Source organism: Prosthecobacter sp. GW821-HT29F12, assembly GCF_058803405.1.
On the sequence record NZ_CM179517.1, the window covers coordinates 951,440 to 978,104 of the forward strand.

Sequence of the window (26,665 nt, forward strand, 5' to 3'; positions counted from 1 at the left end):
CCATGCTCAACAAATTGATCCACTGGTCGCTCGCAAATCGGGCGGTCATCATCGGTGTCTCTCTTATCCTAATGGTGATGGGCATGCGCACGGCCACGGAGCTCCCGGTGGAGGTGCTGCCGGACCTGACCAAGCCGACGGTCATCATCCTCACGGAATCTCCCGGCCTTGCACCGGAGGAGGTGGAGATGCGTGTCACACAACCCATTGAAACCGCGCTCATGGGCGTGGCGGGTCTCACGCGGCTGCGCTCAAACTCCGACGTCGCCCTCTCCTTGGTCTATGCCGAGTTTGGCTGGGACATGGACATTTACCGGGCGCGCATGTTCGTGCAGGAACGGCTTCAGGCCGCCCGAGGCCAGCTCCCCGAAGGTGTTCAGCCCTTTATGACGCCTGTCGCCTCGCTGATGGGCGAGATCCTGCTCGTTGGTGTGCGCTCCACCATCAAGGAAGGCGAGCCCGGCTACCTGCCGCCGCGTGAGGTGCGCTCACTGGCCGACTGGACGATCCTGCGCCGTCTGAAGAGCGTACCTGGCATCGCCGAGATCCTCAACATGGGCGGCGGCGTGAAACGCATCGAGATCCAGCCCGACCCCTACAAGATGCAGGCCAATGGGATCAGCTACGAGGAGTTGGAACGTGCTACCTCTGAAGCGGCGAACACAACCACAGGCGGCTTCCTCAACACCGGACCCACCGAGATCATGGTGCGCAATCTGGCGATGACTGTGGAGCTGAATGACATCGCGCGTACGATCATCAAAAAAATTAACGACCGGCCCATTGCCATCGGGGATGTGGCCAACGTCGTCTGGGGCATCGAACCCATGCGCGGTGATGCCACCGTCAGCCAGACCCCCGAAAAATCGCCGACCTACGGCGTCATCATGTCCATCACCAAAGCTCCAGGATTCGACACCCGAAAGCTGACGGAGCAGATCAAAGCCGCGCTTGAGGAACTCCAGGCCACCTTTCCCAAAGGCATCGAGACCACGTTGCTGTTTCAGCAGAAGGATTTCATCGATCATGCCATTGGCAATCTCGCCGATGCCATTCGTGACGGAGCCATCATGGTCACCATCGTGCTGTTCCTGTTTCTGCTGAACTTCCGCACCACCTTCATCACCCTGATGGCGATGCCGCTCTCCTTTGGCATTACCCTGCTTGTCTTCAAGTGGTTCGGCATCAGCGTGAACTCCATGACCCTCGGCGGCCTCGCTGTCGCCATCGGCATGGTCGTGGATGATGCGATTGTCGATGTGGAAAATGTGTTCCGGCGTCTGCGGGAAAACGCCGCCCTGCCAGTTCCCCACCCTCGATTGAAGGTGATCGCCAAAGCCTCGGGTGAAGTGCGAAACTCCATTCTTTACGCCACCATCCTGATCATCCTCGTCTTTCTACCGTTGCTCGGCTTGACTGGCGTGGAGGGCAAGCTGTTCGCTCCCATCGCCATCGCCACGATCATTTCGATGATCGCCTCGTTCATCGTTTCACTCACCGCCATTCCGGTGCTGTGCTCGATATTGCTGAACCCTGCGGCGGGCCATGCGCACAAGGACGGCTTTATCACCCGCAACATGAAGTGGCTGCTGGAGCATACTCTGCTGCGATTTGCTCTCAATCAGCCGCTCATTGTCCTAACCATCGCTGGGGTGCTTCTAGTTGCCTCGTTCTTGCTGTATCCGAAGATGAACAAGGACTTCCTGCCCAAGTTTCAGGAGGAGACCGCTCTCGTCGCCGCCACCACCGCACCGGGCACCTCGCTCGAAGAGATGAACAAAATCTCCGACGTCATCGAACAGCAAATCCTCACCGTTCCAGAAGTCCGCAAGGTGGGCCGCCGCCTAGGTCGTGCGGAACGTGGCGACCATGTCGTGCCCGTCTCTACCGCTGAGTTCGATGTGGATTTCCGCGAGATCGAAGGCGAAAACCAAAGCAGGGGTCGCAACCGCAAGGAAATCCTTGATGACATTAACAAGAAGCTCAAAACCGTGCCCGGCGTCTTTGCCGTCGTCAGCGGCCCGCTCGCGGACCGCATCGGCCACATGATGAGCGGGGTCTCCGCTCCCGTGGCCATCAAGATTTTCGGCCCCGACCTCGACAAGTTGCGCCAGCTGGGCATCGAGATTCAAACCATCGCCAAGAGCATTCCCGGCTTTCAGGACTGCAAGCTCGACCAGACTTCCTCCATCCCGCAGCTGCGCATTGAGGCGGATCGTGACCGTGCCAAAGCCTACGGAATCGCGCCTGGCAAACTGAATGACCAGCTCTCCAGCCTCATCGGTGGTAAATCAGTCGCTGAATTGCGCGAAGGTCAGCGGCGCGTCAATCTGGTCCTGCGTCTGCCAGTCGAGTGGCGTGATTCGCCGGACAAAATTGCCGAGCTGCCAGTTGAAACCGGCGGTGCCCAGCGCATCCCGCTGTCGCTCGTCGCGGATGTGCGCGAGGCCAAGGGACCGAACGTCATCTTCCGAGAGAATAGTCAGCGTCGCTTTGCACTCGCCATCAAGCCCACCGTGCGAGACGTCTCGAATCTAGTCGTTAGATTCCGCGAAGAGGTTACTGCGAAGGTGAAGCTGCCAGAAGGCTACTTCATCACCTTCGAGGGCGAATTCCAGGCACAGAAGGAAGCCACCCAGCGTATCGCAGTCTTCTCTTCTATCGTATTTGTCGCTGTCTTCCTCATGCTTTATGGCTACTTCCGCAGCGCATCGCTAGCGCTGCAGGTGCTGGTGAATATCCCGCTTGCTCTCATGGGCGGTCTGGTCTTCACTTATTTTAAGCTGAACAACATCAGTATTGCCACGCTCGTCGGTTTCATCGCTGTCGGTGGTGTGGCTGCGCGAAATGGCATCATGATGATCAGTCATTACTTGCACCTCATGACACATGAGGGAGAAGGCTTCACACGCCAGATGGTCATTCGCGGCACTCTGGAGCGTCTTGTGCCGGTGCTGATGACGGCACTCTCCGCTGGCATCGGCCTCATTCCACTTGTTCTCGCGGCCGATGAACCAGGCAAGGAAATCCTTCATCCCGTGGCCGTCGTCATCGTGGGGGGGCTGATCTCCTCCACCTTCCTCGATATGGCGATCACACCCGCCATGTTCTGGCTGATTGGCCGCAAAGCGGCCGCAAAGGCCATCGAAAATGAAGCACCTGCCTCACATTAACGAATTTCCAAGGTGGTTGAGCTTAACAGCTTCCTCCACTGCGGCTAAACTAAACCAACCTTTCGATCAAATTATGAATCGCATGAAATACACACTGCTTATTTTGAGCATTCTGGCAGTACGCCCGTTTTGGGTGCAGGCGGACGACCCGAAGGCCGGTTATCACGGCATGGCCGGCCCCACCGGCGGACGGCTCCTCGTCGAAGTGGAGCCGCACATGGAGTTCCTGGTCAACCCCGTCACAAAAAAGGTGGAAGTCCGTTTTGTGGGTGACGCCAACATCGTCCTGCCTCCCAACGGCCAGGAAGTCGCCGTCACCATTGGTGTTGGCACCAGCGCCACCACACTGACCTTCACCAAGGACGGCGACAAGCTCGTCTCCGACACGGCCATCCCCGAAGGCGAGAACCTGCCCACCTTGGTGCAGTTCCGTGCAAAGCCCGGAGAGTCACAGGTGACGGCAGATAAGTTTACACTCAGCCTCACCCTCTGCCCTGCTGGCAGGCATCCTCAATACGCCTGCACCTGTGCGCCAGCAAAGCCAAAGGAACAAAAGTGACCTGTTCTCACCATCAATTTCCCCATGAAAATGGGGCAAAACAGAAACAACCAACCCACAGACAACCCAAACTCATGAAAACCAAACTGCTCACCACCCTGCTCACCCTCGCGCTGGCCTTCACCGTCAGCGCAGCCGACAAAGACAAGCACGAACATGAAGCCAAGGCCGGCCCCACCGGTGGCAGGCTTATCACCGAAGTCGAACCCCATGTCGAGTTCTTCGTGAACAAGGACAAAAAGGTCGAAATTCGCTTCATCAACGACGACATGAAAGTCGTCGCCCCTGGCGCGCAGGTTATCAGCGTCACTGTTGGGGACCGCTCTGCTCCAACCAAGCTGAGCTTCACCAAAGACGGAGACAAGCTGGTTTCCGACAAAACCGTTCCTGAAGGCAATGACCTTCCCACCGTGGTGCAAATCCGGGCAAAGGAAGGTGACAAGGCCATCAATGAGAAATTCAATCTCAACCTCAACGACTGCCCGACCTGCAAGAACAAGGAATACGCCTGCACCTGCGCTCATGGAGAAGAGAAGGAGGAGAAAAAGAAGTAACACAGTTTCCCTAACCACCCTCCGCCCGCCCGGTGCAGCTTCACGCTGCAGGGCGCGCGGAACCACTTGAGTCATCAGCCCCTACCCTGTTGTCAAACGCCATGAACTTTTCCTGCTCTCCTCGCATTATCCTGGCGGTTACTGCGTTAACTCTTTCTTCAGCATACTCTCAGGATTCAACCGGCGGCACGCTCACGTTGGCTCGGGCGCTGGCACTCACACTGGAGCGAAGCCCGGAACTCGCCTCCTCCTCCTGGGACGTTCGTGCGGCGGAAGCTCAGATCATTCAAGCACGTCTCATCCCCAATCCAAATGTGAGCCTGTCAGCCGAGGACGTCACAGGTACCGGTGATTATGCAAGGGGCAACAACGCCGAGCACACTTTGCAATTGAGCCAGCTCGTGCAGCTTGGAGGCAAGCGGGCCGCCCGCACCACACAGGCGGAGCTGAGCCGCACCCTGGCGCATTTCGACTATCAGGTGAAGCGTGTTGCAGTCCTGCGCAATACGACGCAGGCCTTTGTCGATGTGCTTGTGGCCCAACGTCGGCTCGCGCTGGCGGAAGAAACTGTCCGCCTTTGGGGAAATGCAGTGCCACTGACGCAAAAACGTTTCGAAAAAGGTGCCGCCCCGGAGGTGGAACTGACTCGCGCCTCAGTCGCCGTGGAGGTTGCGCAAATAAGTTTGGAACAGAGCCGGCGGGACCTGCTGGCAGCCAAGGCCGTCCTCGCTGCGCAGTGGGGTGAGACGCGCATAATCACCTTCGAAAACGTCACGGGTAATCTCGACCACACGGAGCCTTTGCCGCCTTTCACCAGCCTCGTTGAGCGACTGGGTAATCATCCACAGCTGGCACGCTGGACAACCGAACGCGAGCATCGCGAAGCCGTCCTGCGGGTACAGCAAGCGCAGGTGGTTCCCGATCTTACCGTCGGGATTGGTCCGCGAATCGTGGGTGGAGGCGACGGTTATACGATTGGAGTCATCAGCTTTTCGTTTCCTTTACCGCTCTTTAACCGTAACCAGGGAAATATCGCCGAAGCGCGCGCGCTGCTCGCCAAGGCCCGGCCGGAAGAACGTGAAATTCAAGCGCGTGCCTTCGGTGAGCTAAGCGTCGCCTATCAGACGATGCGGCGTGCGGCTGATATGATCGTAACGCTCAAGGAGCGCATCCTGCCAGCTGCGGAGCAAACCGTGAAGCTGCTCAGCGAAGGCTATTCGGCAGGTCGTTTCAGCCAGCTCGAAATTCTTGAAGCCCGCCGCACGCTGACCGAGGTGAGGAACCGCCATCTGAATGCTCTGGCCGATTACCACAAGGCCGTCGCCAATGTGGAGGCTCTCACCGCACAGCCTGTTGAACTTCACGGCCATCTTTCCAATTCCAAGCCGAAGGCCAAAGGTTCACGCTAACCTCCACAACGGTTTATGAAAAAAAAGCTCATTCATATCGTCCTCATCACCGCAGTGGTCGCTTTCGCGGCCTTTGCAGGCTGGAAAATTCTCAACACCAAATCACAGCCCGCAGGCGAGGAGCAGAGCGCGGTCAAAAAGGAAGGGCCTGCGGGACAAGAAGAGAAAGGCCGCGTCGAGTTGTCGGCCAAGCAGCGCGAGAACGCCAACCTCAGGATTGAGGAGGCAGGCCCCGCAAAAATAAAGACCAGCCTCTCAGTTTATGGCAAGGTTACCGCCAACGAGGAGTCGTTGGCGCATGTCATGCCGCGCTTTCCAGGCGTCGTCAAAGCAGTCAAAAAACGACTCGGTGACGTGGTACAGCAAGGCGAAGTGCTCGGGATTGTCGAGAGCAACGAAAGCCTCAACGTTTATGATATCACCTCGGATGTGAAAGGAACCATCATCCAGCGTGACATGACATTGGGAGAATTTGTGAACAATGACAAAATGGTCTTCATCGTGGCGGATATGAACACGGTCTGGGTGGACTTGAACATCTTCCGACAGGACTTCGGGCTGCTGCGCAAGGGTCAGCAGGTTGAAGTCCATACGGGCGACCGTCACGACACGGAGGGCGGGCAACCGATCAAGACGCAGATCGACTATATCTCGCCCTTCGGGGCCGAGGGGACGCAGACCATGCTTGCGCGGGCCACTGTGCCGAACGCAAAGGGCGATCTGCGGCCAGGATTATTCGTCACTGCGGAGATCATCACAGGTGAAAATGATGCGCCGGTCACGGTGAAGCTCAGCGCACTGCAAACGCTCGGAAACAAGAACGTGGTCTTTGTCGAGGAAGGTGACGCCTTTGAGGCGCGTGAGGTGAAACTCGGTGTCCGCGACAGCGAGCGCGTGGATGTCGTCTCAGGCCTGAAGCCGGGCGAAAAATACGTCAGCGCCAACAGCTTCGTCGTCAAAGCCGAACTCGGCAAAGGCGAAGCGGAGCATTAACCCGCAAAAAGAAAGAAAGATGAAAAAAATCGAAGCCTACATCCAACATCGATATTTGCCACGCGTGGTTGACGCGCTGGAAGGAATGCGAAGTTTTCCCGGCCTCACCGTGCTGGAGGTGCTCGGTCACGGCAGCGGACCCGAGACTGCTGAAGACTATCAGCTAACCGAGCAAAATATTTCCTTTCATCGTCGCAACCTCGTTCAGATCGTTGCCGACGATTCGCAGGCTGAAGAAATCGTCAACCTCATACGCTCCGCCGCACATTCCGGCAGCGTTGGTGACGGAATGATCATCGTGACCCAGGTGGAGAGCGCCATCCGCATCCGTACGGGCGAAAACCTCCCACCGCCACAATTGTGATTCCCAAGCTCATCGCCTTCTCTATCAAGCACCGCTGGTTTGTGCTCATCGGCACGCTGGCGCTGGGTGCGTTGGGTGTTTACAATTACGAACGGCTGCCGATTGATGCGGTGCCGGATATCACCAATGTGCAGGTTCAGATCAATACTGGAGCTTCCGGCTACTCGCCGTTGGAGGCTGAGCAGCGCATCACCTTTCCTATCGAGACAGCGATGGCGGGCATCCCCAAGCTCGAATACTCACGCTCAATCTCGCGCTATGGCCTCTCCCAGGTCACCGTGATATTTAAGGACGGCACCGACATCTATTGGGCGCGACAGCAGATTGCCGAACGCATCGGTCAGGTGAAGGAGCAGCTCCCGCCCGGCGTTGAGGTCGGTATGGGGCCGATCTCCACGGGTCTCGGCGAGATTTTCATGTGGACGGTGGATGCGAAGCCCGGTGCCACCAAGGCAGACGGCTCACCGATCACTCCGACGGATCTGCGCGAGGTGCAGGACTGGGTCATCAAGCCCCAGCTGCGCAATGTGCCGGGCGTGGTCGAGGTCAACACAATCGGCGGTTTTGAAAAGCAGTATCATATCACGCCTGATCCGCGAAGGCTGGTCGCTTATGGATTGAGCTTTCGCGACGTGATGACCGCCCTGGCGCAAAACAATGCCAACATTGGAGCCGGCTACATTGAGCGCAACGGGGAGCAGTACCTCGTCCGCGCACCGGGCCAGGTCATGGACATCGCCGACGTCGATCGAATTGTCATAGGCGCTCGTAAGGGGGTGCCAGTGCGCATCCGCGATGTGGCCAGCGTGGCGATCGGCCAGGAACTGCGCACGGGCGCCGGCACTTATAACGGCCATGAAGCTGTCATCGGCACGACTTTCATGTTGGTAAATGAGAACTCGCGAGTCGTCGCCCAGCGTGTCGCGGAACGGATGAAAGAAGTAAACAAAACGCTGCCGGAGGGGATCGTCGCAAACACGATCTACAACCGCACCAACCTCGTTGATGCCACTGTCGAAACGGTGAAGAAGAATCTTTTCGAGGGCGCGGTGCTCGTCATTGTCGTGCTTTTCGCACTGTTGGGCAACTTCCGCGCCGCTCTTATCGCCGCGGCGGTCATCCCGCTGTCAATGCTCTTTACCATCACCGGGATGGTGCAGCAAAAGGTCAGCGGCAACCTCATGAGCCTGGGTGCACTCGACTTTGGGATCATCGTTGATGGTGCGGTCATCATCGTCGAAAACTGCATCCGCCATCTCGCCGAAGATCAGCACGCCAAAGGCCGGTTGCTTCTTCCGCGCGAGCGCTTCCATGTGGTCTTCACCGCGACCAAGGAAGTCATCACGCCGAGCATCTTTGGCGGTTTCATTATCATGGTGGTCTATTTGCCCATCTTGACGCTCACCGGTGTTGAGGGGAAGATGTTCGTGCCGATGGCCTTCACCGTCCTTGTCGCACTCGCCGGCGCGATGATTTTCGCCCTCACCTTCGTGCCCGCCGCCGTCGCCATTTTCCTCAACGGAATAGTGAGCGAGAAAGAAAATTTTCTCATGCATTGGGCCAAGAAGGTCTATGTTCCCCTTCTTGGCCTGTCGCTGAAGAACCGTCCCACTGTGGCGACTATCGCCGCATGCCTTGTTGCTCTCAGCTTCCTGATTGCTTCGCGCATGGGCACGGAATTCATCCCGAGCCTCGACGAAGGCGACATCGCCCTTCAGGCGATGCGCATACCTGGCACCAGCCTCACCCAAACCCTCGCGATGCAAGCAACGCTCGAAAAGCGGCTTCTCGAATTCCCGGAAGTGAAAGAAGTCTTCGCCCGTGTCGGCACCGCAGAAGTCGCGAGTGACCCGATGCCACCAAGTATCGCAGATGGCTACATCATGTTGAAGGCGCAGAAGGAATGGCCCGATCCGGGCAAGAGCAAAGCCAAACTTATCGAAGAAATCGACGCCGCCATTGATCAGATCCCCGGCAACACCTATGAAATGTCGCAGCCGATTCAGCTTCGATTCAACGAACTGATTTCCGGCGTGCGCAGCGACGTGGGGGTCAAAATTTTCGGCGACAATATGGACGTGCTTGTCGCCACCGCCGAAAAAATCGCCGATGCACTCCGCACCGTCAGCGGTAACGAAGGGGTGAAGGTCGAGCCTGTCGGCGGCCTGCCCATGCTCACCATCCAGCTCAAGCGCGAGGTGATGTCGCGCTACGGCCTAAGCGTCGGCGAAGTACAGGAAGTCATCGAAGCCGCGATCGGTGGCACCGAGGCGGGCAACCTTTTCGAGGGCGACCGCCGTTTCAAGCTGGTCGTGCGGTTGCCCGAAGCACTTCGCAATGACCTTGACGCACTCCGCCGCATCCCCATCGCGCTGCCTGCTGATGAAGATGACGAAAATGAAGGTGCGCGTCGTAAAGTCGCAGCAAAAACAACTTCATTCATCCCGCTCAGCGAGGTCGCCGACTTCGACGAAAAACCCGGCCCAAACCAGATAAGCCGGGAGAATGGCAAGCGGCGCATTGTCGTCACTTGCAACATTCGTGGGCGGGACATTGGATCGTTCGTTGGCGAAGCACAAACAAAGGTAGGCGACATCGTTAAGGTTCCGGCCGGTTATTGGATCGAGTGGGGCGGGCAGTTTGAGCAACTTCAGAGTGCCACCAAGCGGTTGGAAATTGTGGTGCCGCTTGCGCTCGGACTTATCTTTGTGCTGCTCTTCATGGCGTTTGGGAGCGTGAAGGATTCGCTGCTCGTCTTCACCGGCGTCCCTCTCGCGCTCACCGGTGGCATCGTCGCGCTGTGGCTGCGTGACATCTCGCTTTCCATCTCCGCTGGCGTCGGCTTTATCGCACTGAGTGGTGTCGCCGTGCTCAACGGTGTCGTCATGGTCAGTTTCATTAATCAACTGCGCCTGCATGGAAAGAGCCTCGATGATGCGATCAGTGAAGGTGCGATCACGCGCTTACGGCCCGTGCTAATGACTGCGCTGGTCGCCGCGCTCGGCTTTGTGCCGATGGCTCTCGCCCACGGCCGCGGTGCTGAAGTGCAAAAGCCCCTCGCGAGCGTAGTCATCGGGGGAATCATCAGTTCGACCATCCTCACTCTGCTGGTCCTGCCCGCACTCTACCGGATGTTTCACCGCCACGGCGACATGAAGCCCGAAGATTTTGAGGCCGAAGTCGATCCCGCCGCCGACCCGGATTCATCTTCCGGGCCTCCCATCCCCGCTCATTGAGTCCACCATGAATTCCTCACTTATATGGGAACGAAGTCATTGATCGTGTTTGACGATTACTCACTAACCTTTTTTCCACGCCATGAGTAATCTCGCTAGGCTCGGGTTCTTGGCTCTTCTCGCCTCCTTCTGGCTGCCATCCTCCGCCGAAGCATTCGGATCGTCTTACTGGCGACCCTCCAATGCTGGAGTTTACCGCACTCGGGGAACCTCCATGACCGGCATGGTTCTCAGTGTCAACCACAGCACACGATGGATCACTTTCGCCCAGGATGGCGGCCCCGCGCGCCAGTTTGTTTACTCATCGCGGGCCATCTTCTGGTTCGGTGAGCATGAAGTCTCGTCCACCCAATTGAAACCCGGCATGCGAATCCAGGTCAACCTGCACATTCCATTTTTTGGTCCGGATTACGTCAACCAGATCGGTTTGCTTGATCCGCCACAGCAAAAGCGCGGAATGCCCCCAATGAAAGCCCCTCTCCATGACTGAGGAACCGCCACCATCGATCACACCTTCGGCAAAATGGGCACTTGCCTTGTCATTCTGTGGCTTGGTGATCTTCGTTGCAGGCCTGCTCACTGGCGGCAGCAGTTGGCACCGCCCTGGTGAGGAGAAGGGTGATATCATCGCCTTTGCCCTCTGCCGAATAATCAGCCCTGTCTTCGCGGTAGGCGGCTGGCTGACGGGCTTCGTCGCCGTACTGCGTCATTCAAGCGGGTCCAACTGGGGGGCCATCACCGTGATGGTGCTCATCCTGACTTTTCTTCTGCTGTTTTACTACAGCGCATGGCGAGGAACCGCCGCCTTTCACCCAAATCCACTGGCCTCATGAAAATTTACACTCTCTCCCAAAACATACGTAGTTTTCTGCCGCTGCTCGCGCTGGGCTTCTGCATCCCGCTCGTTGCGCAGGCCGTCACCCCTATACGCGTCACCGCTACCGTGAAGACGGAACATGCAGATCCCAAAGGCAGCATCGATGAAGTGGTAAAGAAGAATTTGGAAATAGAACTCCGTGGCAGCAACACGCTTCAGGGCGAGGTCAAAGTAACCTGCACCTTCTTTGCCGATGACCTCGGCACTGACAAACTCGTCGCGCTGAAATCACACTCGCTCACCGCTGTGCTGGAGGCGGGCAAAAGCACGCGCCTCACCTCGCCTGTAGTGACCTTCAATTTCACGCCGCAGCACTCCGTGAAATCCGGCAGCGGCCGGCGTGCCAAATTCAAGAATGTTGAAGCCGTCGGGAGCCGCTACCACGGCTGGGGCATTCAGGTCTATCGCGGCGATGAACTCGTCGGCGAGGCGTTCAGCCTCCCCAGTATCAAGAAACTCCTGAAGCAATGACCGCCTCCACTTTAATGTCCCCAAAAATAGCCCGCCGGAACTCTCTTTCTCCGGCATGCACGGTTGGCTCACCAACAGTTCAACACACTTACTCAATGACCGCTGGAGCGCCCACCAAAATTGAACTGAAAGCCCGATGGGCCAAAGTGTCCACCACTGTTGCCGCCATGGTTCGAGCCATGACCGAAGCGGTTGCCGCTGCCATGACCCCCAAAGCTTGGGCGGCAGCTATGACTGACAGTGCGGTAGCCATAGATGGGATGACCGTCGCGGTCATAGCCCGTGATGGCGCGTTCGCGGTAAACCGGTGTGCCGCAGGAACCGCAGTTGTTCGAGAAACTGCGGCTGGAACCGTGTCCATCAAACGCCTGCGAGGTGGCAGGAGCGAGGACAGCAAAGCTGGCGGTGACAGCCAGGAGAGTGATGAGCTTTTTCATATTGAGTTAGGTTTGATTCATTGCCGCCAAATGAGCGGCTTATCTCAACAGACGAGACCCCGTTGGAACTATTCAGCAGCAACACATTTTTTCTTGCTCCCCCGCTGTCCTTCACAGCTCCTGCCCTTTGCTACCTCTTGGAGATCGTTTCCTCGCAATGCAGGTAAATCCTCAACCGAACAAACACATGGACTGGCAAATTGAACTCTTGATGGCCGCGCAGGCGGTTCTGGCAACGTTTCTTGGCGGCTTGATCGGCTGGGAACGAGAACAGCATGGCCGCGAGGCTGGCATTCGCACCTATGCCTCGGTATGCCTGGGGGCTTGTGTCTTTGGCCTTGTTTCCTCCCACATCCCCAACATGGCTGATAACACACGCATCGCGGCACAAATTGTCAGCGGCGTGGGTTTTCTCGGCGCGGGCGTCATCATGCATGATCAGGGCCGTCTAAAAGGACTGACGACAGCGGGAACTCTTTGGGCGACCGCCGCCGTGGGACTCGCCATCGCATTTGGCATGTATGTGCTGGGCATCCTGACAGCCCTGCTGCTTTATGGCCTGCTGGCACTGCACCATTTACCCGGCTGGGGACGGGTGAAAACTCCCTCAGAGCGCCCGCCAGGCGGAGAAGAATAAGCCAGGGAGCAACCCAAGAAAACTACAGTCCATCCCCCTTTCACCACGAGCACCATGCACGCAAAAACCATCAGCGATCCTCATGTTGGAGAGTCATTTAAGACCTGGCGGCCAGCCTTCAGCATCGGTTTTGTTTTGGCGACGTATTTTGCTGTCTATATTTGGACGGCCCCGAGTTCAACAGACGGCATCCAGCAGCCCGTTTTTGCCGAAGAATCCCGGCACCGTGAACTGGGTGTCGTCCTACGCAGTGTCACCGACCCGGACAGAACCGCCATCGTCCCGGAGGATGCGATCCAGAGCGACCGGGCAGGCAAATTCGTCTTCGCCCGAAGTGTTAAGAGGGAAAACGTGCTCATCAGACACAGCGTGGTTACAGAACGGCTGCGAGATGGCCAGATGCGCATACTTCATGGCCTTCATTCGGGCGAGCAGCTCGTCGTCAGTGGAGCAGAGCGGTTGCGGGCCGAGCCAGATATTCACTCCAAGCCATCCGAAAGCGTCGAAAACACCAGACTTGGCTCACAGTCTGGCAACGCAGCGAGCAAGAAATAAGTCACTACATCTTATATGAACACACAAGCCCCCCACGACGAATCCGAATCCAAATCCCATGGCGGCTGCGAGCACGGCCATGACGACACACCGCTGCCACGAAATGCGCTGGTCATCACTTCCGGTGCGCTGCTCACGCTCGGCTTGCTGCTGCAATGGCTCAAACTCGGGCCACCGTGGCCTGCTACCGTCTGCTTTGCTCTCGCCACACTGGCGGGCGGCCTGCTGGTCGTTCCGGCGGCATTCGGTGCGCTGCGGAAACTGCGGCTCGACATGAATGTCCTCATGACCGTGGCCGTGACGGGTGCATGGCTCGTGGGTGAAGGCGCGGAAGGTGCTGCGGTCGTTTTTCTCTTTGCGCTGTCAGAACTGCTGGAGTCCTGGAGTGTCGGCAGAGCGCGGCGTGCCATCGCTGCGCTATTAAAACTCACGCCGCAGACCGCGCTCGTGCGCGGAGCCGATGGCGTTGCCAAAGAAGTGCCTGTGACGGAAGTCGTCGTCGGCACCGAGATCAGCGTGCGCAGCGGCAGCAGCATCCCGCTCGATGGTGAAGTCATCGCCGGAGACTCCGCCGTAAATCAAGCACCCATCACCGGCGAGTCCGTGCCGGTGGAGAAGAAGCCCGGCGACCCCGTCTTTGCGGGCACCATCAATGGCGAAGGCTCACTCACCGTGCGTGTCACCAAGGCCGCCAGCGACTCCACCCTCGCCCGCATCATCAAGCTCGTCGAGGAAGCCGAGGAACAGAAGGCACCCACCCAGCGCTTCGTGGACAAGTTCGCCACCATTTACACGCCTGCCGTGTTCGTGGTCGCGCTGTTGGTGGCCTTGCTGCCGCCATTGCTCATGGGTGCGGCGTGGTCGGAGTGGACGTATCGCGCGCTCGTGCTGCTCGTCATCGCCTGTCCCTGTGCGCTCGTCATTGCCACGCCGGTTTCGATTGTCTCCGGCCTCACCGCGCTCGCACGACGCGGCGTGCTCATCAAAGGCGGTGCGCATCTCGAAGCCGTCGGCAAGCTGCGCGCTCTCGCCGTGGACAAGACCGGCACCATCACGCAGGGCAAGCCGCAGGTGACAGGAGTCATCCCCATCGGTGACATGAAGGAAGAAGAAGTCCTGCGCCGTGCCGCCGCGATTGATGCACATTCCGAACATCCGCTGGCGCAGGCGGTCGTCGCCGCTGCGCAAAGCAAGGGCATTTCCTGGAGCGAAGCCACGCAATATCAGTCCGTCACCGGACGTGGAGCCACCGCTGTCATTGACGGGCACCCGCATTTTATCGGCAATCACAAGATGGCGCATGAGCAGGGCGTGTGCAGCCCGGAGATCGAGGCCCGGCTCACGGAGATCGAAAGCAAAGGCCAGTCCCTCGCCATCCTCGGGCACACGCCGCATGCAGGTTGCGAGGGCAAGATTCTCGGCATCCTTGCCATAGGCGACACCATGCGACCCGAAGTCTCCAACGCCCTCACGCTGCTGCATGACGCAGGCATTGAAAAAGTCGTCATGCTCAGCGGCGACAACCAGCGCACCGTCGATGCCATCGCCCGGCAGGCAGGCATCGACGAAGCCTACGGTGATCTCATGCCCGAGCAGAAGATCGAGCACATCAAGCGCCTCATGGCCGAGCATCATTACGTCGGCATGATCGGCGATGGCGTGAATGATGCCCCCGCGCTTGCGCTCGCCAGCGTCGGCATCGCGATGGGAGCCATCGGCAGTGACACCGCCATCGAGACTGCCGACATGGCGCTCATGAAAGACGACCTCACCCGTGTGGCGGAAGCCATCGCGCTAGGCCGCCGCACCCTGCGCATCATCCAGTTCAATGTCACCTTCGCCCTCGCCGTGAAGGCCGTCTTCCTCATCCTCGCTTTCACCGGTCACACCAGCCTGTGGTTTGCCATCCTTGCCGATACCGGCGCCACATTGCTCGTCATCATGAACGCGCTTCGACTTCTGCGCGGCGGTAACGCCCGTTCGGAAACTCAACCATCCAACCAACAAACCAGATAATGAAAACAACACTCAATCATCACCTAATCCCGCCCGCTAACAGCTGCAAAACAGAGCCAGTCGGCGCTCTGGGTGTGGGCCCGCAACCAACCACTTGGCTGCAATCCGCAACCCTCGCCATTCTCATCGTCGTGCCGTTCCTCACGGCACCACACCTCGTTGGGCAAACTCCCGCGAAGCCTGACAGTAGTGCCGGTGCGCCGGCGTTTGTGCATGTCCATGACGCCGACAAGGCCATGGACGAGGCGGTGCATGAGGCACAGCGCACGCTGGGCAAGTTCACTGCGACGCTTACCACCCCCAAATCCGGCCAGAGCGGTTTTGCGGTGAAGAAACGCTGCACCAAAGGCGACAAATGCGAGCACCTGTGGCTGGCCTCCGTCCACTTCGACGGCCGCGACCTGCGAGGGAAAGTCGATAACGACCCGGTCGAATTGAAGACACCCCGGCTGGGGGAAGAGGTTTCCGTGCAGCCGGAGGAAATCACCGACTGGATGTACGTTGAGAACGGGCGGCTCGTGGGCGGCTACACCTTGCGCGTCTATTACAGCAGGCTTTCAGCCGCTGAGAAAAAACAGTTCACCAAAACCATGGGCTTTAGCCTGGAATAACCATCGAGGAAACACATCTATGAAAACTCAAACATCGAATACGACAGTGGCTGTCCTTGCCCAGACTAGTCCCTCATCGCTCAAGGGCAGGTCACATGGTGCAGCATTCGTCCGCGCAGCGCTCTTGCTCACATTCATGGTCGGCCTGAGCAGCTGCGAAGTTCCAGGCATAGGTTATGGCGGCGGATATGGCAGCAGTTATGGGCGCAACTACAGCAGCGGCATCAGCAGGTATGCCAACGCCTATTCCAGCTACCCCCGCACCACGGGTTACAGCTACGGCGGCTACCCCCGCACCACGGGTTACAGCTACGGCGGCTACCCACGCTCCTCTGGTTACAGCACTCCGCGCAACTTTGGCGGCAGCAGTTCGAGGCACAGCAGCAGCTATGGCGTTCAGCACAGCTATGGCCGGAGTTTCGCACGCCCCAGCTATGGTGGCGGCGGGCATGGCGGCAGCTTCGGCGGCTTCAACGGCGGCGGCCGTGGCCGGCATTGATTCAAGCCTATGCTGCTTTAGATAAAAACAGACGCTCCTAAGCACTGTCCTCTTCATGAGAGCCATCGGCATCGCCACCGCTGCCATGGCTCTCATGTCACCTAGTTGCACAGCCAACACAAAACCTACGCAAGGATGCAAACCAATCAGCCCCGTCAAGCAGCCGATTCCCCTACGCCGGATGAGCCCGCCATTCCTGTGTCGGGCACAGGCTCATCATTGGATCGCGGGAAGTTGCGCAAGGTCTTCGCGCTGACCTTCAGCTACTTCATCGTCGAAGTGATCGGGGGCCTCGTCACCGGCAGTCTTGCGCTGCTGGCGGACGCAGCGCACATGCTGACCGACGTTGGAGGTCTGGCCCTGGCGCTTTTCGCAAGCTGGATGTCAAGCAAACCCGCAACACCCGCGCGCACCTATGGCTACTACCGCGTGGAGATTTTCGCCGCGTTGATCAATGCCGTCGTTCTCTTCGGCATATCGTTCTGGATTCTGTATGAAGCGTGGCAGCGTTTTCGCGACCCACCGGCCGTATCGAGTCTCCCCATGCTCGCTGTGGCGGCGGTGGGCCTCGTCATAAACATTCTCGGAATGCGGATGCTCAAGAAGGGATCGGAGGAAAGCCTGAACATGCGCGGTGCCTATTTCGAAGTTGTGAGCGATCTGCTAGGATCTATCGGCGTGATCGTCGCGGGGGTGATCATGCTCACCACCGGTTGGTATTATGCAGACCCAGTGTTCAGCGTCGTCATCGGCCTTTTCATCCTGCCGCGCACCTGGAAGCTCATGTTCGAAGCCGTGGACATTTTGCTGGAAGCCACCCCCGCGCGAATCAACCTCGCCGAGGTGGAAAAGGCGCTGCTCGTCAGTGGCGGTGTGACCGCAGTGCATGATCTCCATGTCTGGACGATCACTTCGGGCATGGATGCGGTGAGCGCCCACCTTGTCCTCGTGCCTGGAGCGACACTGGAAACGGGCTGGGAGCTTGTGCAGACTATCCGCGAGCGGCTTCGCAAAGATTTCGACATCGCTCACGCCACTCTCCAGCTCGAACCGCCAGGCGTCATGCCGGAGCAATATTTTATCTGATCAGGCAAACCCCATCTTATGAGTCCCGCAGAAACTCCTTATCAAATCATTGGCGAAGTCGCCGTCGCGATGGTCCTAGGAGGGCTGATCGGCCTGGAACGCGAAATGGCGCACAAACCTGCCGGCATGCGTACGCACATGCTCGTGGCTGGCATGGCAGCGTTGCTCGTCGGACTTGGCAGTGTGATGGTGCAGCGCTTCAGCGACGGCATCTCCCCGGCGATCATGCGTTTCGATCCCATGGGGCTCATCGGGGCGATTATCTCCGGCGTGAGCTTTCTGTGCGCAGGCACCATCTTCCGGCTGGAGAGCCAGCAGCGTGTGGAAGGGCTTACCACTTCTGCAACACTGCTGATGGCCTGTGCGCTCGGCATCTGCGTGGCCCTGCGGGAGTTTCTGCTTGCCAGCATAGTCACGACCATGGTGCTCGCCGTCGTCTGGGTGGTGGGCCGCATCGAGCGGTGGCTGCATCGCGACTGCCAGGAGCACACGCATAAAAAAACGACATCCTCCGACACAACAATGAATAAGTGATCTGCATGAGAAATTGTCGCTTCTTGATCCTGTTCTTCGTCGCCCGAACGCTGTCTAGGCGCTTCGAGACCATTTATCTACAGCCAGGCAAGCTTCGCTTCTGAATATCTGCGACTGCCGCACACATTCAGTCACCCTTTTCCTTAACTTCGGCTTGCGAATCATATGCACAATTCTGCGGGTGATCAAAGCTCGCTCCACACTCACCCGCCCAGGCCTTATGCCGGGCGCTCTTTGAACACTCGTAAAAAGCCATCGAATCGCTTCCAACTTTCAGACCTTCTCAAGCATCCTCCTCTTGGTCGTTCATCTAGAACAACTCACTTTCTCGCAAAATTTCATTCTCATGAACTCTCTCTATTTCAAATCTCTCCCCCGTGACATGAACGCCGGTCTCGTGGTGTTTTTAGTCGCACTGCCCCTTTGCCTTGGGGTGGCCCTGGCATCGAACGCTCCGCTCTTCTCGGGCATCATCGCAGGCGTCATAGGCGGCTTGATCGTTGGCGCTATAAGCGGCTCTCATACCAGCGTCAGCGGCCCTTCCGCTGGCTCAACCGCTTTGGTCGTCGCTCAAATAGCAGCGCTTGGAAGTTTCGAGGCATTTCTGGTAGCGGTCATGCTGGCCGGGCTGATTCAAATCGCCCTGGGTGGCTTCAAGGCCGGATTCATCGCATCCTTTTTCCCATCAAGCGTTATCAAGGGATTGCTCGCCGCCATTGGTGTGATTCTAATCGTCAAGCAGATCCCACACGCCCTCGGTTATGATGCGGCTCCTATGGGGCATAATTCGTTCCATCAGACCGGCAACACGAACACTTTTTCCGCACTGGTCGAGACATGGTTCAATATTCAGCCTGGAGCGGCATGTGTGGGTCTAGTTTCTGTGGCACTGCTATTGACATGGGACAGAATCAAATGGCTGAAGAATAGTCCGGTTCCAGCACCTTTGGTTGTCGTCACCGTGGGCATAGTCATGAGCCTGTTGCTCCGGAACGCAGGCGGTCATTGGGCGATTGCTCCTTCTCATTTGGTTCAAGTTCCGGTGGCAGATTCCATTCAGGGCTTGCTTAAATTTCTCAACCACCCGGACTTTAGTGTGTTGAACAATTCCAAAATTTACATGGCGGCAGTCACGATAGCCCTCGTCACATCACTGGAGACGCTTCTGAACCTTGAAGCTGTGGATAAGATCGACCCAGAACAGCGATCCAGCCCACCCAACCGCGAGCTTGTGGCCCAGGGGATCGGTAATGTCGCGGCAGGTCTTCTCGGCGGACTTCCGATATCCAGCGTCATTGTCCGCAGTTCCACGAACATCAATGCGGGCGTCAAAACCAAGTCGAGCACTATCATTCACGGGATGCTGCTGCTTGGTTGTGTTACGTTGATCCCGACCCTTTTGAACTATATCCCGCTCTCAGTCTTAGCGGGCATCCTGATCGTCACAGGCCTTAAGCTCGCCAGCCCGAAGCTCGTGAAGCAAATGTGGAGCGAGGGGCGTCCGCAGTTCCTTCCCTTCATCATCACAGTCGTGGCTATCGTGCTGACCGATCTCCTGGATGGCATTCTTATTGGCCTCGGTGCTGCCGTCTTCTTCATACTGCACAGCAACATGCGCCGGCCGATGAAGAAAACCATGGAAAAACATGCCGCCGGAGATGAAGTTCTTCGCGTCGAACTGGCCAACCAAGTCAGTTTCCTGAGCCGCGCAGCCCTGGAAGCAACGCTCCGCGAAGTTCCCCGAGGAGGTCACCTGCTGCTCGACGCCAGCGAGACTGACTACATCGACCCGGACATTCTTGACCTGATCACCGACTTCAAGACAACCACCGCCGAGGCACGCGGAGTTCAAGTCAGTCTCGCGGGATTCAAAGACCGTTACCCTAAGCTTCAGGACCGCATCCAGTATGTGGACTACAGCAGTCGAGAGGTTCAGAGCGGGCTGACACCACGGCGGGTGCTGGAAATTTTCCAGGAGGGAAATCAGCGATTCCTCACCGGCAACCGTCTGGTCCGCGATCTGGGCCGCCAGGTCGGGGCAACCTCAGCCGGCCAGTTCCCGATGGCGGTGGTACTAAGTTGCATGGACTCCCGCGCTCCGGCGGAACTGGTCTTTGACCTGGGGTTGGGGGACATTTTCAGCGTTCGGGTAGCAGGTAACATCGCCCGTGACAAGGTGCTCGGAAGCATGGAATATGGCTGTGCCGTCGCCGGTGCCAAGCTCATTCTGGTGATGGGCCACACAGCCTGCGGGGCGGTGAACGCCGCGGTTGATCTCATCTCCAGTCACAAGACGGTGGGCGAGGCCACGGGCTGCATGAACTTGAGTTCTCTGATTGCGGAAATTCAGCAATCAGTGGACCGCTCCAAATGCGAGAACTCCGGTCAATGGTCACAAGTTGAAAAGACAGCCTACGCCAATGAGGTCTCACGTCGAAATGTTCTGCGGACAATGCGCATGATTCGCGAACGCAGCGCCACTTTGGACGGGCTGGTGAGCAGTGGCAAAATTGCAATCGTAGGTGCAATGTATGACATCACCACAGGTGAGATCGTGTTCTTTCAAACTCCTGAATCCGCTGTGGAAAAACTCCCGATAACCATGGCAGCCGGGGTGTAAAGCGCTCTGCCCACAATAGAACGCACTAACGACTATCGATGATCCCAAGCTTGGGAAACGGCGTCAAACACGGCAACAATGGCGCGCACCTCAGCGTCCCTGGCATCCATCTAGATTTTCGGGGCCATTCTGGACACCACTAAACAGTAGCTAGGCCACACTTTGCCTGTAAGCCCCTTACTTCCGCTCTAGCGGTGTTTAGCAATCCAAATTCAGAAGACGGCAAATTTACGTAAGCGTCACGCGGAGTGCCATCTGAGAGTGCTGGTATTATAAACGTCGTTGCAGACCAGCTACGACGTTTATGGATACGACATCGATCATCTGAAGGCAGACAGCCGTGGACGGGTGCGCGTGCCGTCGCAGCGGCGTGAGGAACTGGTTCTGAAATTTCAACACAGTGGGGTTCCGGCCACGAAGTTCGCGCAGCTGGCCGGGGTGCGCTTATCAAACCTTTGCGACATGGGGGAGAAGGATAAAAAGCGGCGTTCCACGACAGACGCGGCTAGGCCAAGGCACATGAGCCTGCTCACCGTAGGACAGTGGTGCGCCCATAGACCGGGCGCACCATTCCCTTGGTTTGAATGCCAGACTTGGCTCAGGCTTTCGACTCGCTTGACCCAGCGCACGTCCGGCATGCCCCGGCACACTTGCGGCAGGCGGCTGCGCAGTCGTTGTCACCCAGTTGCTCGCATGACTGCGCGCAGGCCTCGCACACCTCAGCGCATGCCCCACAGGTGATGTGGTGAAGATGGGAGTGCCGCAGCATGAAGTCATGCGCTGTGTGGCAAATCTGGGAACAATCCTGCAGCAGGCCGATGTGATGAGCATCGGCATGTTCGCCACCTTTCTTCAAGCAGTCATGGATCGCGTGAAGACAGATATCGTGGCACTCTTCGCATGCATGGATGCAATCATGCATTTCCGGGGTCTGATGTTTGTGGATGTCTTGCATTGGAGCCTTTCGGTTGGTTGGGTTGGTTAATATCGCCTCAAGACCGTCTGGGGTCTCTCAGCCGGAAGTGCGTTCGTTTCTCGCGCGCGTTTTGAGCGTTTAAATATTCAGTCTTCGATTTTCACCGGTGATCTGAGCCGTGGGCAGGGGTTACACCCTATAGCGAAATCGTTCCCGTGCTGCGATGGAATAAAGAGTGACCAAACCCTCGAACCCATGACCTGATGATTATGAAACTGAAACCCATCCCATCTTCCTCCCGCTGCATGCGGCGAATGAGCCTGCTGCTCTGTAGTGTGCTGTTCCTTCTCGCGCTGCCCGCCATTGCCAAGGACAAGCACCGTGGCAGCAAAAATCAAACTCACCATTACAGTCCCCGCTACATCAGCCCTCCCCGATACTCTCCCAATGGGCATTACAACCCTCGTCCCGCGTACTCGCCAAATTATCGTGGGCAAAGCCGCCACCGTTACAGCAACTACGGCAACAGCAATCACAACAGCATCGTCAACCAACTTCTCCGCCGTCTATGAAAACCCCCATCTTCCAAGCGCCGTTGAGTCGTCGCATCGCCCTGCTCTCCACGTGCGGCTTGCTCTACGTCGGCCTGCTCCAGGCAGAGGTTCCCGCCAAACAGACTGAAAACGCGGAACAGACCTCCTCTCGCATCGTCTCCCTGGTTCTGTTGCTGAGTGAACCGCGGACGTTGGAGGCGACCTCGGTGTCAAAGGCAGCCTCAAAAGCCTGGGGCGGCGAAGTGCCTGAAAGCTCTGTTACCACCATGGATTCGATCTTTGTGGTGAAAGGCACCTCCGGCAGGTTTGCCATTCACAGTACGGCCAAGCCCTACTTCACGGAGAGCGACAAGCTCGCCGCAGAAATCAAAGATCCGGCCCTTGCTGAAGGGATTCGGAAGCACCACGCCTGGCTCTCGGTGGACTGGCTGGAGAAAAATAACGAAACAGACCTGCGCGGTGTTTATCAACAAATCGGCAAGCTCATCGCGCAGTTCGTGAGCAAGGAAACTCTCGCCATCTACAGCCCTGATACGGATCAGTTCCATCCGAATGACTCGGAGCTGGTCATCGCCCATCTGCAAAGCGAGGATCCGCTCGAAGGCCTGAGTGACATCGACGAGACCGCTTCCCTCCGCACGGTTTCCATCCCCGACGACGAGCCTCGCTTGATCGCGGCGCGCGCTGAAGCCAAAAAGAACTGGCCTGAATTTTTCCAGGCTTTCCAAGCTCGGAGCAAAGATCAGAGCTTTTCCGTCAAGGGTCCGATCATGGAAGGTAAGAACAGTGAGTTCATGTGGCTGCATGTCACCAAGATTGATGACAAGCTCGTCCACGGCCTGCTGGACAACAATCCCGTGGCCCTGAAGGAAGTAAAGCACGGTGCCGACATCCACATCCCCATCGCCGATGTGGATGACTGGCTCTACACTACCGGCCCTGGCAAAGACGATGTCAAAGGTGGGTTTACCCTGCGCGTGTTCGATGAACTGACGCAGGCTGAGTCCAAAAAATAATGCGGCCCAAGTTCGAAGCAGCCGACCCTGCTGGGAGCAGCCCTCCCAGCAGGGTTGTTTGTGGCTGGTTCCTGCTGCTGCTGGCCGCGCCCATGTTGTGCTTCGCTGGATGCCGCCTGCCGCACTGAAAATCAGCAGCACCCCTCAGGCTCTCGAATACTAAAAGCTTTCACGCACCAGCAGCGCGTGGTGAGCGAGGAGCCCCCGAGACCTTGTCCAGCTGCTGCGGGGAGAAATATTTCGAAGAACCTCGAATAAGCCCCTCAGACCCTCGTCTCATGTTCACGCCGCAAGAATACGGCAACCAATAAATCCGGATCACCACTCATCATGAAAAAACTCTTCACCCTCCTCGCTCTTACCGCCAGCTTTGCAGTTCTCGCTCCTGCCACTTCGCATGCGTTTGAGGGCCACGGCTCCAGCCGCAACTCCTCGAACAACTGTGGCTCATGCGGCACGCCGTTGTCCCGGGAACACGCCGTCACGGGCTATGACCGCCACAGAAACCCCGTGTATGGTTACCGCACCGCCAGCCACAACTGCCGCCCAAGCAACGGTCATCGCAGCAATCTACGGGAACATGGCAGCACGCCCACCTTCCATTCGAACCTTGGCGGGCGCGATGGCCGTCATTGAGCCACCCTAACAGGAGCGCGTCTGACAGAAAAGACCCCGCCGTAAGCTATTACGGCGGGGTTTTTACGTCCATTAAGATGGCGTTCAATGGTGGTGATGCGGCCCGCCCGGGCAGTAATGCTCATGGTGCATGCGGGAATGATATCGATGTGGCGGATGGTCGGAATCCACACCGCAGTGCACCGTGCTGCCGTCATCATTCCCGGCTGAGCTGTAGCCAGGACGAGCATACGGGCTGGAGTATGACGTGGGCCCAGATGAATAGGGGGTGCCAGACAAATTCTGGCCGCCACCCGGCGGATAGGGCATGACACAACTACTTGAGAGGAGACCCAGAACCGAGCAGACTGAGGCAGGAATGAATAAGCGTGTTTTCATATGGGCTGATGGCGAAGCGAAGAGTCAAGGTCTGTTCAAGTATTCAGTGATCGCGCTGCGTGAGATGCGCCATGAGGAGCCGATCTGTTTGCCGCTCAGCGCGCCTTTTTCCAAAAGGGCGACAACCTCCGCCTCAGACACACGCATTATTCCAGCGGCTTCGGCAGGAGTCAGAACATCACCTGCGCCGCCCGCCAATCCCGGCGCTGGGGCTTGGCCCTGCATGGGGGCTGCTGTCCCATAAACGGGTGCGGCGATGCCCATTGCCGTAAACAGTGCGGCATCAATCATGCCTGTGATTGGGAGCCCTTTGGCCCGTTGATAACTGCGGATCGCATCGGCAGTTTCCGGGCCATAGATGCCATCGGCCTGGTGATGTTCATGCTGATAATAATGTCCAACTGCGAGAACACGCTGGATTTCGACGACCATCGGGTCGTAGTTGCTAGCGTAGTTCCTGCCGCCGTGGCTGTGACCGCCGTCAGGCTGGTGTCCGCCGCCCGGACAGTAATGATAGTGCGTGCCAGAGTGGTAATAGTGCGGGCGATGATCGTAGTCCGTCTGGCAGTGGCGGGATGTCGCTGACCCGTGCTGATGATGGCTGTGTTGGGCTTCCGCTGTCGTTGCCAAAGCAAACGCAGACATGAGGATAATAAAGGTGCTTACAAGATGTGTGTTCATGGTTTGATCGAGATATAACCGTTTCTTAGCAAGAAGGCACCTAGATTGGCAGCAGTGTCAAATGGGATGAAAATAAAATTACTACACCTAATCTACAATTTATATGAGGCGTCAATTTGACCCGAAAGCAATAAAACCCTAGTTTTGCATGAATAACATCCACCGCACTACGTCGGACCATTTGTGCTCTCATCACATCCATCAACACCACCACTATGAAACACCTCGCACGCCTGACCGTAACTCTTGGCCTTGTCATTTTTCCCGCCATCTCGTTCGCCGGAGATCCGCATCACTCCGCCTCACAGCACGGCAGTCACAACTCAGGGCATAGTAGCGGGCACGGCGGCAACCAGCATTACACACCAAACCACGGCGGCGGACACGGCGGCTACCCACATTATGCACCCAGCCCCAGCTATGGACACGGCGGCTACCAGCACTATGCGCCAAACTCCCCACACAGTGGCTATCAGCCTTCCACACCAAACCACGGATATGGTCACAGCTCTGGGCACGGCTCCAACCACAGCAACAATGGCGTGCATCTCAGTGTGCCTGGCATCCATCTCGACTTCGGTGGTCATTCCGGGCACCACTAGCCGGTGTCTCTTCACAACCCCACAGTCCCTGTTGCCTATGGCCCGTTGATATCCCTCAAACAAGGTGGTGATCGGCGGCTGCTTCGTGGAATGGGACCTCTCATCTCCAAATGCTTGCGCATTGACACTATAATGGTGTTTTTCATCAAATGGCGAAGACGAAAATTGCATCCTGCGTCAGGCATGGTTGGTTCTGTGAAAAATTCGCCCTCCCTTCGCGTTTGGTTAGTGCTGTGGGGTTATGATTTGATTCATAATTTAGCAGATCCGCTTGCGCACGCGGCACCACCAAAATCCTCACCATGACTAACCGAAACAAAGAAATCGCGAAATTTTCTACGGAGAGAAGTCGTTTCATGCCGTCACCCACGCTTACTTGCTGTTCTCAGGCACCAAACTGACCGTTATGGTATCACCACCTCGCCAGCATTGAATGCGATGTCTGTCCTCCTCAGCACAGTTGTCGCGGTGGCACTCGGAATGTATGCATGGCGGCCGCAGCCGATGAATAAACAAGCTTATGAGAAAACAGCAGCGCAATAAAAAGAGCGCGCCACCACCCACCAAGTTCTCTATTGCCGATAAGCTCAAGATCATCGGCTTTTTGATTTTATTCTTCGTTGTCCCTACGCTGTTGTGGCACTTCTACTCCATTCATTTGCAGGAGGCCTCCATCTCCAAGACCGTGGAGGAATGGAAAACTATATATCACATCAACGACGAGCAGGCCGCACGTATCAAAAAGATTGAACTGGACTTCCATGGCAATGGCAGCCCCTTCTCTTTCAGTCGTGTTCTCAGGCCGGGTGAAAAGCACCATCATCATGAGGGTATCAGCCGCCTGATGTCTACTGAAGACGGGGCGCGTTTTATGAAGGCGATGGAAAAGAGTCAAAGCAGGCATTGAGTCGGTTCATCGACGCTTCTTGAACGGGGGCGTGCGCGCCGTGTGAGCGGGCCTTATAAACCGAATGAATTGATCAAATCAAAGGCGGTGAACCGACAAAAAACCAGCCTGGATCCCAGGCTGGTTCTTCACTCAAACAAGACTGGAGGGCGTGCTACTTGTTTCACTTCTCGCAGACCTTGCCGTCTTTCTCGGCCTTCACGCAGCAGGGATGCTCGCATTTGCCTCCCGCTTTCTGCGCTTTGTCACAGCAGCCGTCTTCTTTGTATTTCTTCTCCGCCGGGGCACCGAGGACGAGAGCGCAGCTCATGGCCAGGAGACTGAGGATGTATGGTAGTTTCATG

General features: G+C 57.3%; 29 protein-coding genes. 24 read left to right on the forward strand and 5 right to left on the reverse strand.

What is annotated here, in order from left to right; all coding sequences use genetic code 11:
• The first annotated feature begins 2 nt into the window (after positions 1–2).
• From AC3RLQ_RS03910 to AC3RLQ_RS03955, 10 genes are all read left to right on the forward strand, one after another.
• Positions 3–3,173, forward strand: coding sequence for an efflux RND transporter permease subunit (locus tag AC3RLQ_RS03910; RefSeq protein ID WP_493034547.1), 3,171 nt, complete (start codon positions 3–5; stop codon positions 3,171–3,173).
• Positions 3,174–3,255: 82 nt separating this feature from the next.
• Positions 3,256–3,732, forward strand: coding sequence for a hypothetical protein (locus AC3RLQ_RS03915; RefSeq protein ID WP_493034549.1), 477 nt, complete (start codon positions 3,256–3,258; stop codon positions 3,730–3,732).
• A 74-nt stretch (positions 3,733–3,806) separates the two neighbouring features.
• Entirely contained in the window at positions 3,807–4,286 is a 480-nt protein-coding gene (locus AC3RLQ_RS03920) for a hypothetical protein (RefSeq protein ID WP_493034551.1), read from the forward strand.
• Between the two features lie 101 nt (positions 4,287–4,387).
• The gene (locus tag AC3RLQ_RS03925; RefSeq protein WP_493034553.1) at positions 4,388–5,695 is read left to right on the forward strand and encodes a TolC family protein; all 1,308 of its coding nucleotides are present in this window, start codon (positions 4,388–4,390) and stop codon (positions 5,693–5,695) included.
• A gap of 15 nt (positions 5,696–5,710) precedes the next feature.
• On the forward strand, positions 5,711–6,688 hold the full coding sequence (locus tag AC3RLQ_RS03930) for an efflux RND transporter periplasmic adaptor subunit (RefSeq protein WP_493034555.1): 978 nt from the start codon (positions 5,711–5,713) through the stop codon (positions 6,686–6,688).
• Positions 6,689–6,707: 19 nt separating this feature from the next.
• Complete coding sequence (locus AC3RLQ_RS03935) at positions 6,708–7,052, forward strand: P-II family nitrogen regulator (RefSeq protein ID WP_422317830.1); 345 nt, start codon at positions 6,708–6,710, stop codon at positions 7,050–7,052.
• Positions 7,049–10,288: an efflux RND transporter permease subunit gene (locus tag AC3RLQ_RS03940; RefSeq protein ID WP_493034557.1), complete on the forward strand. Its 3,240-nt coding sequence runs from the start codon at positions 7,049–7,051 to the stop codon at positions 10,286–10,288. Before AC3RLQ_RS03935 ends, AC3RLQ_RS03940 begins: the two co-directional genes overlap by 4 nt.
• A gap of 214 nt (positions 10,289–10,502) precedes the next feature.
• On the forward strand, positions 10,503–10,778 hold the full coding sequence (locus AC3RLQ_RS03945) for a hypothetical protein (RefSeq protein ID WP_422317834.1): 276 nt from the start codon (positions 10,503–10,505) through the stop codon (positions 10,776–10,778).
• Positions 10,771–11,121: a hypothetical protein gene (locus AC3RLQ_RS03950; RefSeq protein WP_422317836.1), complete on the forward strand. Its 351-nt coding sequence runs from the start codon at positions 10,771–10,773 to the stop codon at positions 11,119–11,121. Before AC3RLQ_RS03945 ends, AC3RLQ_RS03950 begins: the two co-directional genes overlap by 8 nt.
• Positions 11,118–11,636, forward strand: coding sequence for a hypothetical protein (locus AC3RLQ_RS03955; protein WP_422317837.1), 519 nt, complete (start codon positions 11,118–11,120; stop codon positions 11,634–11,636). Before AC3RLQ_RS03950 ends, AC3RLQ_RS03955 begins: the two co-directional genes overlap by 4 nt.
• Positions 11,637–11,728: 92 nt before the next feature.
• Here the strand turns inward: AC3RLQ_RS03955 and AC3RLQ_RS03960 are convergent, their stop codons facing one another.
• Positions 11,729–12,073, reverse strand: a complete 345-nt coding sequence (locus AC3RLQ_RS03960; protein WP_493034560.1) for a hypothetical protein — start codon at positions 12,071–12,073, stop codon at positions 11,729–11,731.
• Between the two features lie 187 nt (positions 12,074–12,260).
• Here AC3RLQ_RS03960 and AC3RLQ_RS03965 point away from each other — a divergent pair, with 187 nt between their 5' ends.
• From AC3RLQ_RS03965 to AC3RLQ_RS04000, 8 genes are all read left to right on the forward strand, one after another.
• The gene (locus AC3RLQ_RS03965; protein WP_493034562.1) at positions 12,261–12,710 is read left to right on the forward strand and encodes an MgtC/SapB family protein; all 450 of its coding nucleotides are present in this window, start codon (positions 12,261–12,263) and stop codon (positions 12,708–12,710) included.
• Positions 12,711–12,764: 54 nt separating this feature from the next.
• Positions 12,765–13,265: a permuted SH3 domain-containing protein gene (locus tag AC3RLQ_RS03970; RefSeq protein WP_493034564.1), complete on the forward strand. Its 501-nt coding sequence runs from the start codon at positions 12,765–12,767 to the stop codon at positions 13,263–13,265.
• 15 nt (positions 13,266–13,280) lie between these two features.
• On the forward strand, positions 13,281–15,281 hold the full coding sequence (locus AC3RLQ_RS03975; RefSeq protein WP_493034566.1) for a heavy metal translocating P-type ATPase: 2,001 nt from the start codon (positions 13,281–13,283) through the stop codon (positions 15,279–15,281).
• Positions 15,281–15,892, forward strand: a complete 612-nt coding sequence (locus tag AC3RLQ_RS03980) for a YegJ family protein (protein ID WP_493034568.1) — start codon at positions 15,281–15,283, stop codon at positions 15,890–15,892. Before AC3RLQ_RS03975 ends, AC3RLQ_RS03980 begins: the two co-directional genes overlap by 1 nt.
• A 136-nt stretch (positions 15,893–16,028) precedes the next feature.
• Positions 16,029–16,391: a hypothetical protein gene (locus tag AC3RLQ_RS03985; RefSeq protein WP_493034570.1), complete on the forward strand. Its 363-nt coding sequence runs from the start codon at positions 16,029–16,031 to the stop codon at positions 16,389–16,391.
• Between the two features lie 135 nt (positions 16,392–16,526).
• Entirely contained in the window at positions 16,527–17,477 is a 951-nt protein-coding gene (locus tag AC3RLQ_RS03990) for a cation diffusion facilitator family transporter (RefSeq protein ID WP_493034572.1), read from the forward strand.
• 18 nt (positions 17,478–17,495) lie between these two features.
• Complete coding sequence (locus tag AC3RLQ_RS03995; RefSeq protein WP_493034574.1) at positions 17,496–18,011, forward strand: MgtC/SapB family protein; 516 nt, start codon at positions 17,496–17,498, stop codon at positions 18,009–18,011.
• Between the two features lie 382 nt (positions 18,012–18,393).
• On the forward strand, positions 18,394–20,631 hold the full coding sequence (locus AC3RLQ_RS04000) for a bifunctional SulP family inorganic anion transporter/carbonic anhydrase (protein WP_493034576.1): 2,238 nt from the start codon (positions 18,394–18,396) through the stop codon (positions 20,629–20,631).
• 598 nt (positions 20,632–21,229) lie between these two features.
• Here AC3RLQ_RS04000 and AC3RLQ_RS04005 read toward each other — a convergent pair.
• Positions 21,230–21,499, reverse strand: a complete 270-nt coding sequence (locus AC3RLQ_RS04005) for a four-helix bundle copper-binding protein (protein WP_493038816.1) — start codon at positions 21,497–21,499, stop codon at positions 21,230–21,232.
• Here AC3RLQ_RS04005 and AC3RLQ_RS04010 point away from each other — a divergent pair.
• From AC3RLQ_RS04010 to AC3RLQ_RS04025, 4 genes are all read left to right on the forward strand, one after another.
• A complete protein-coding gene (locus AC3RLQ_RS04010; protein ID WP_461523729.1) occupies positions 21,383–21,616 on the forward strand; it encodes a hypothetical protein in 234 nt (77 codons plus the stop codon). The two genes, AC3RLQ_RS04005 and AC3RLQ_RS04010, sit on opposite strands and share 117 nt — an antisense overlap.
• Before the next feature lie 200 nt (positions 21,617–21,816).
• Positions 21,817–22,119, forward strand: a complete 303-nt coding sequence (locus tag AC3RLQ_RS04015) for a hypothetical protein (protein WP_493034578.1) — start codon at positions 21,817–21,819, stop codon at positions 22,117–22,119.
• Complete coding sequence (locus AC3RLQ_RS04020) at positions 22,116–23,117, forward strand: DUF2314 domain-containing protein (RefSeq protein WP_493034580.1); 1,002 nt, start codon at positions 22,116–22,118, stop codon at positions 23,115–23,117. Before AC3RLQ_RS04015 ends, AC3RLQ_RS04020 begins: the two co-directional genes overlap by 4 nt.
• Before the next feature lie 330 nt (positions 23,118–23,447).
• The gene (locus AC3RLQ_RS04025; protein ID WP_493034582.1) at positions 23,448–23,753 is read left to right on the forward strand and encodes a hypothetical protein; all 306 of its coding nucleotides are present in this window, start codon (positions 23,448–23,450) and stop codon (positions 23,751–23,753) included.
• A gap of 402 nt (positions 23,754–24,155) precedes the next feature.
• On the opposite strand, the gene AC3RLQ_RS04030 is transcribed toward AC3RLQ_RS04025, so the two are convergent.
• The gene (locus tag AC3RLQ_RS04030; RefSeq protein ID WP_422323282.1) at positions 24,156–24,812 is read right to left on the reverse strand and encodes a peptidoglycan-binding protein; all 657 of its coding nucleotides are present in this window, start codon (positions 24,810–24,812) and stop codon (positions 24,156–24,158) included.
• Between the two features lie 215 nt (positions 24,813–25,027).
• On the opposite strand from AC3RLQ_RS04030, the gene AC3RLQ_RS04035 reads away from it, so the two are divergent.
• Complete coding sequence (locus AC3RLQ_RS04035) at positions 25,028–25,414, forward strand: hypothetical protein (RefSeq protein WP_422323280.1); 387 nt, start codon at positions 25,028–25,030, stop codon at positions 25,412–25,414.
• A 145-nt stretch (positions 25,415–25,559) separates the two neighbouring features.
• Here AC3RLQ_RS04035 and AC3RLQ_RS04040 read toward each other — a convergent pair whose 3' ends face one another.
• Positions 25,560–25,772 (reverse strand): hypothetical protein, encoded by a 213-nt coding sequence (locus tag AC3RLQ_RS04040; RefSeq protein ID WP_422323278.1) that lies wholly within the window; start codon positions 25,770–25,772, stop codon positions 25,560–25,562.
• Between the two features lie 162 nt (positions 25,773–25,934).
• Between AC3RLQ_RS04040 and AC3RLQ_RS04045 the strand changes: the two genes are divergently transcribed.
• The gene (locus AC3RLQ_RS04045; protein WP_461523732.1) at positions 25,935–26,321 is read left to right on the forward strand and encodes a hypothetical protein; all 387 of its coding nucleotides are present in this window, start codon (positions 25,935–25,937) and stop codon (positions 26,319–26,321) included.
• Between the two features lie 163 nt (positions 26,322–26,484).
• Here AC3RLQ_RS04045 and AC3RLQ_RS04050 read toward each other — a convergent pair whose 3' ends face one another.
• Positions 26,485–26,664 (reverse strand): hypothetical protein, encoded by a 180-nt coding sequence (locus AC3RLQ_RS04050; protein ID WP_422323778.1) that lies wholly within the window; start codon positions 26,662–26,664, stop codon positions 26,485–26,487.
• Between the last annotated feature and the right edge of the window lies 1 nt (position 26,665).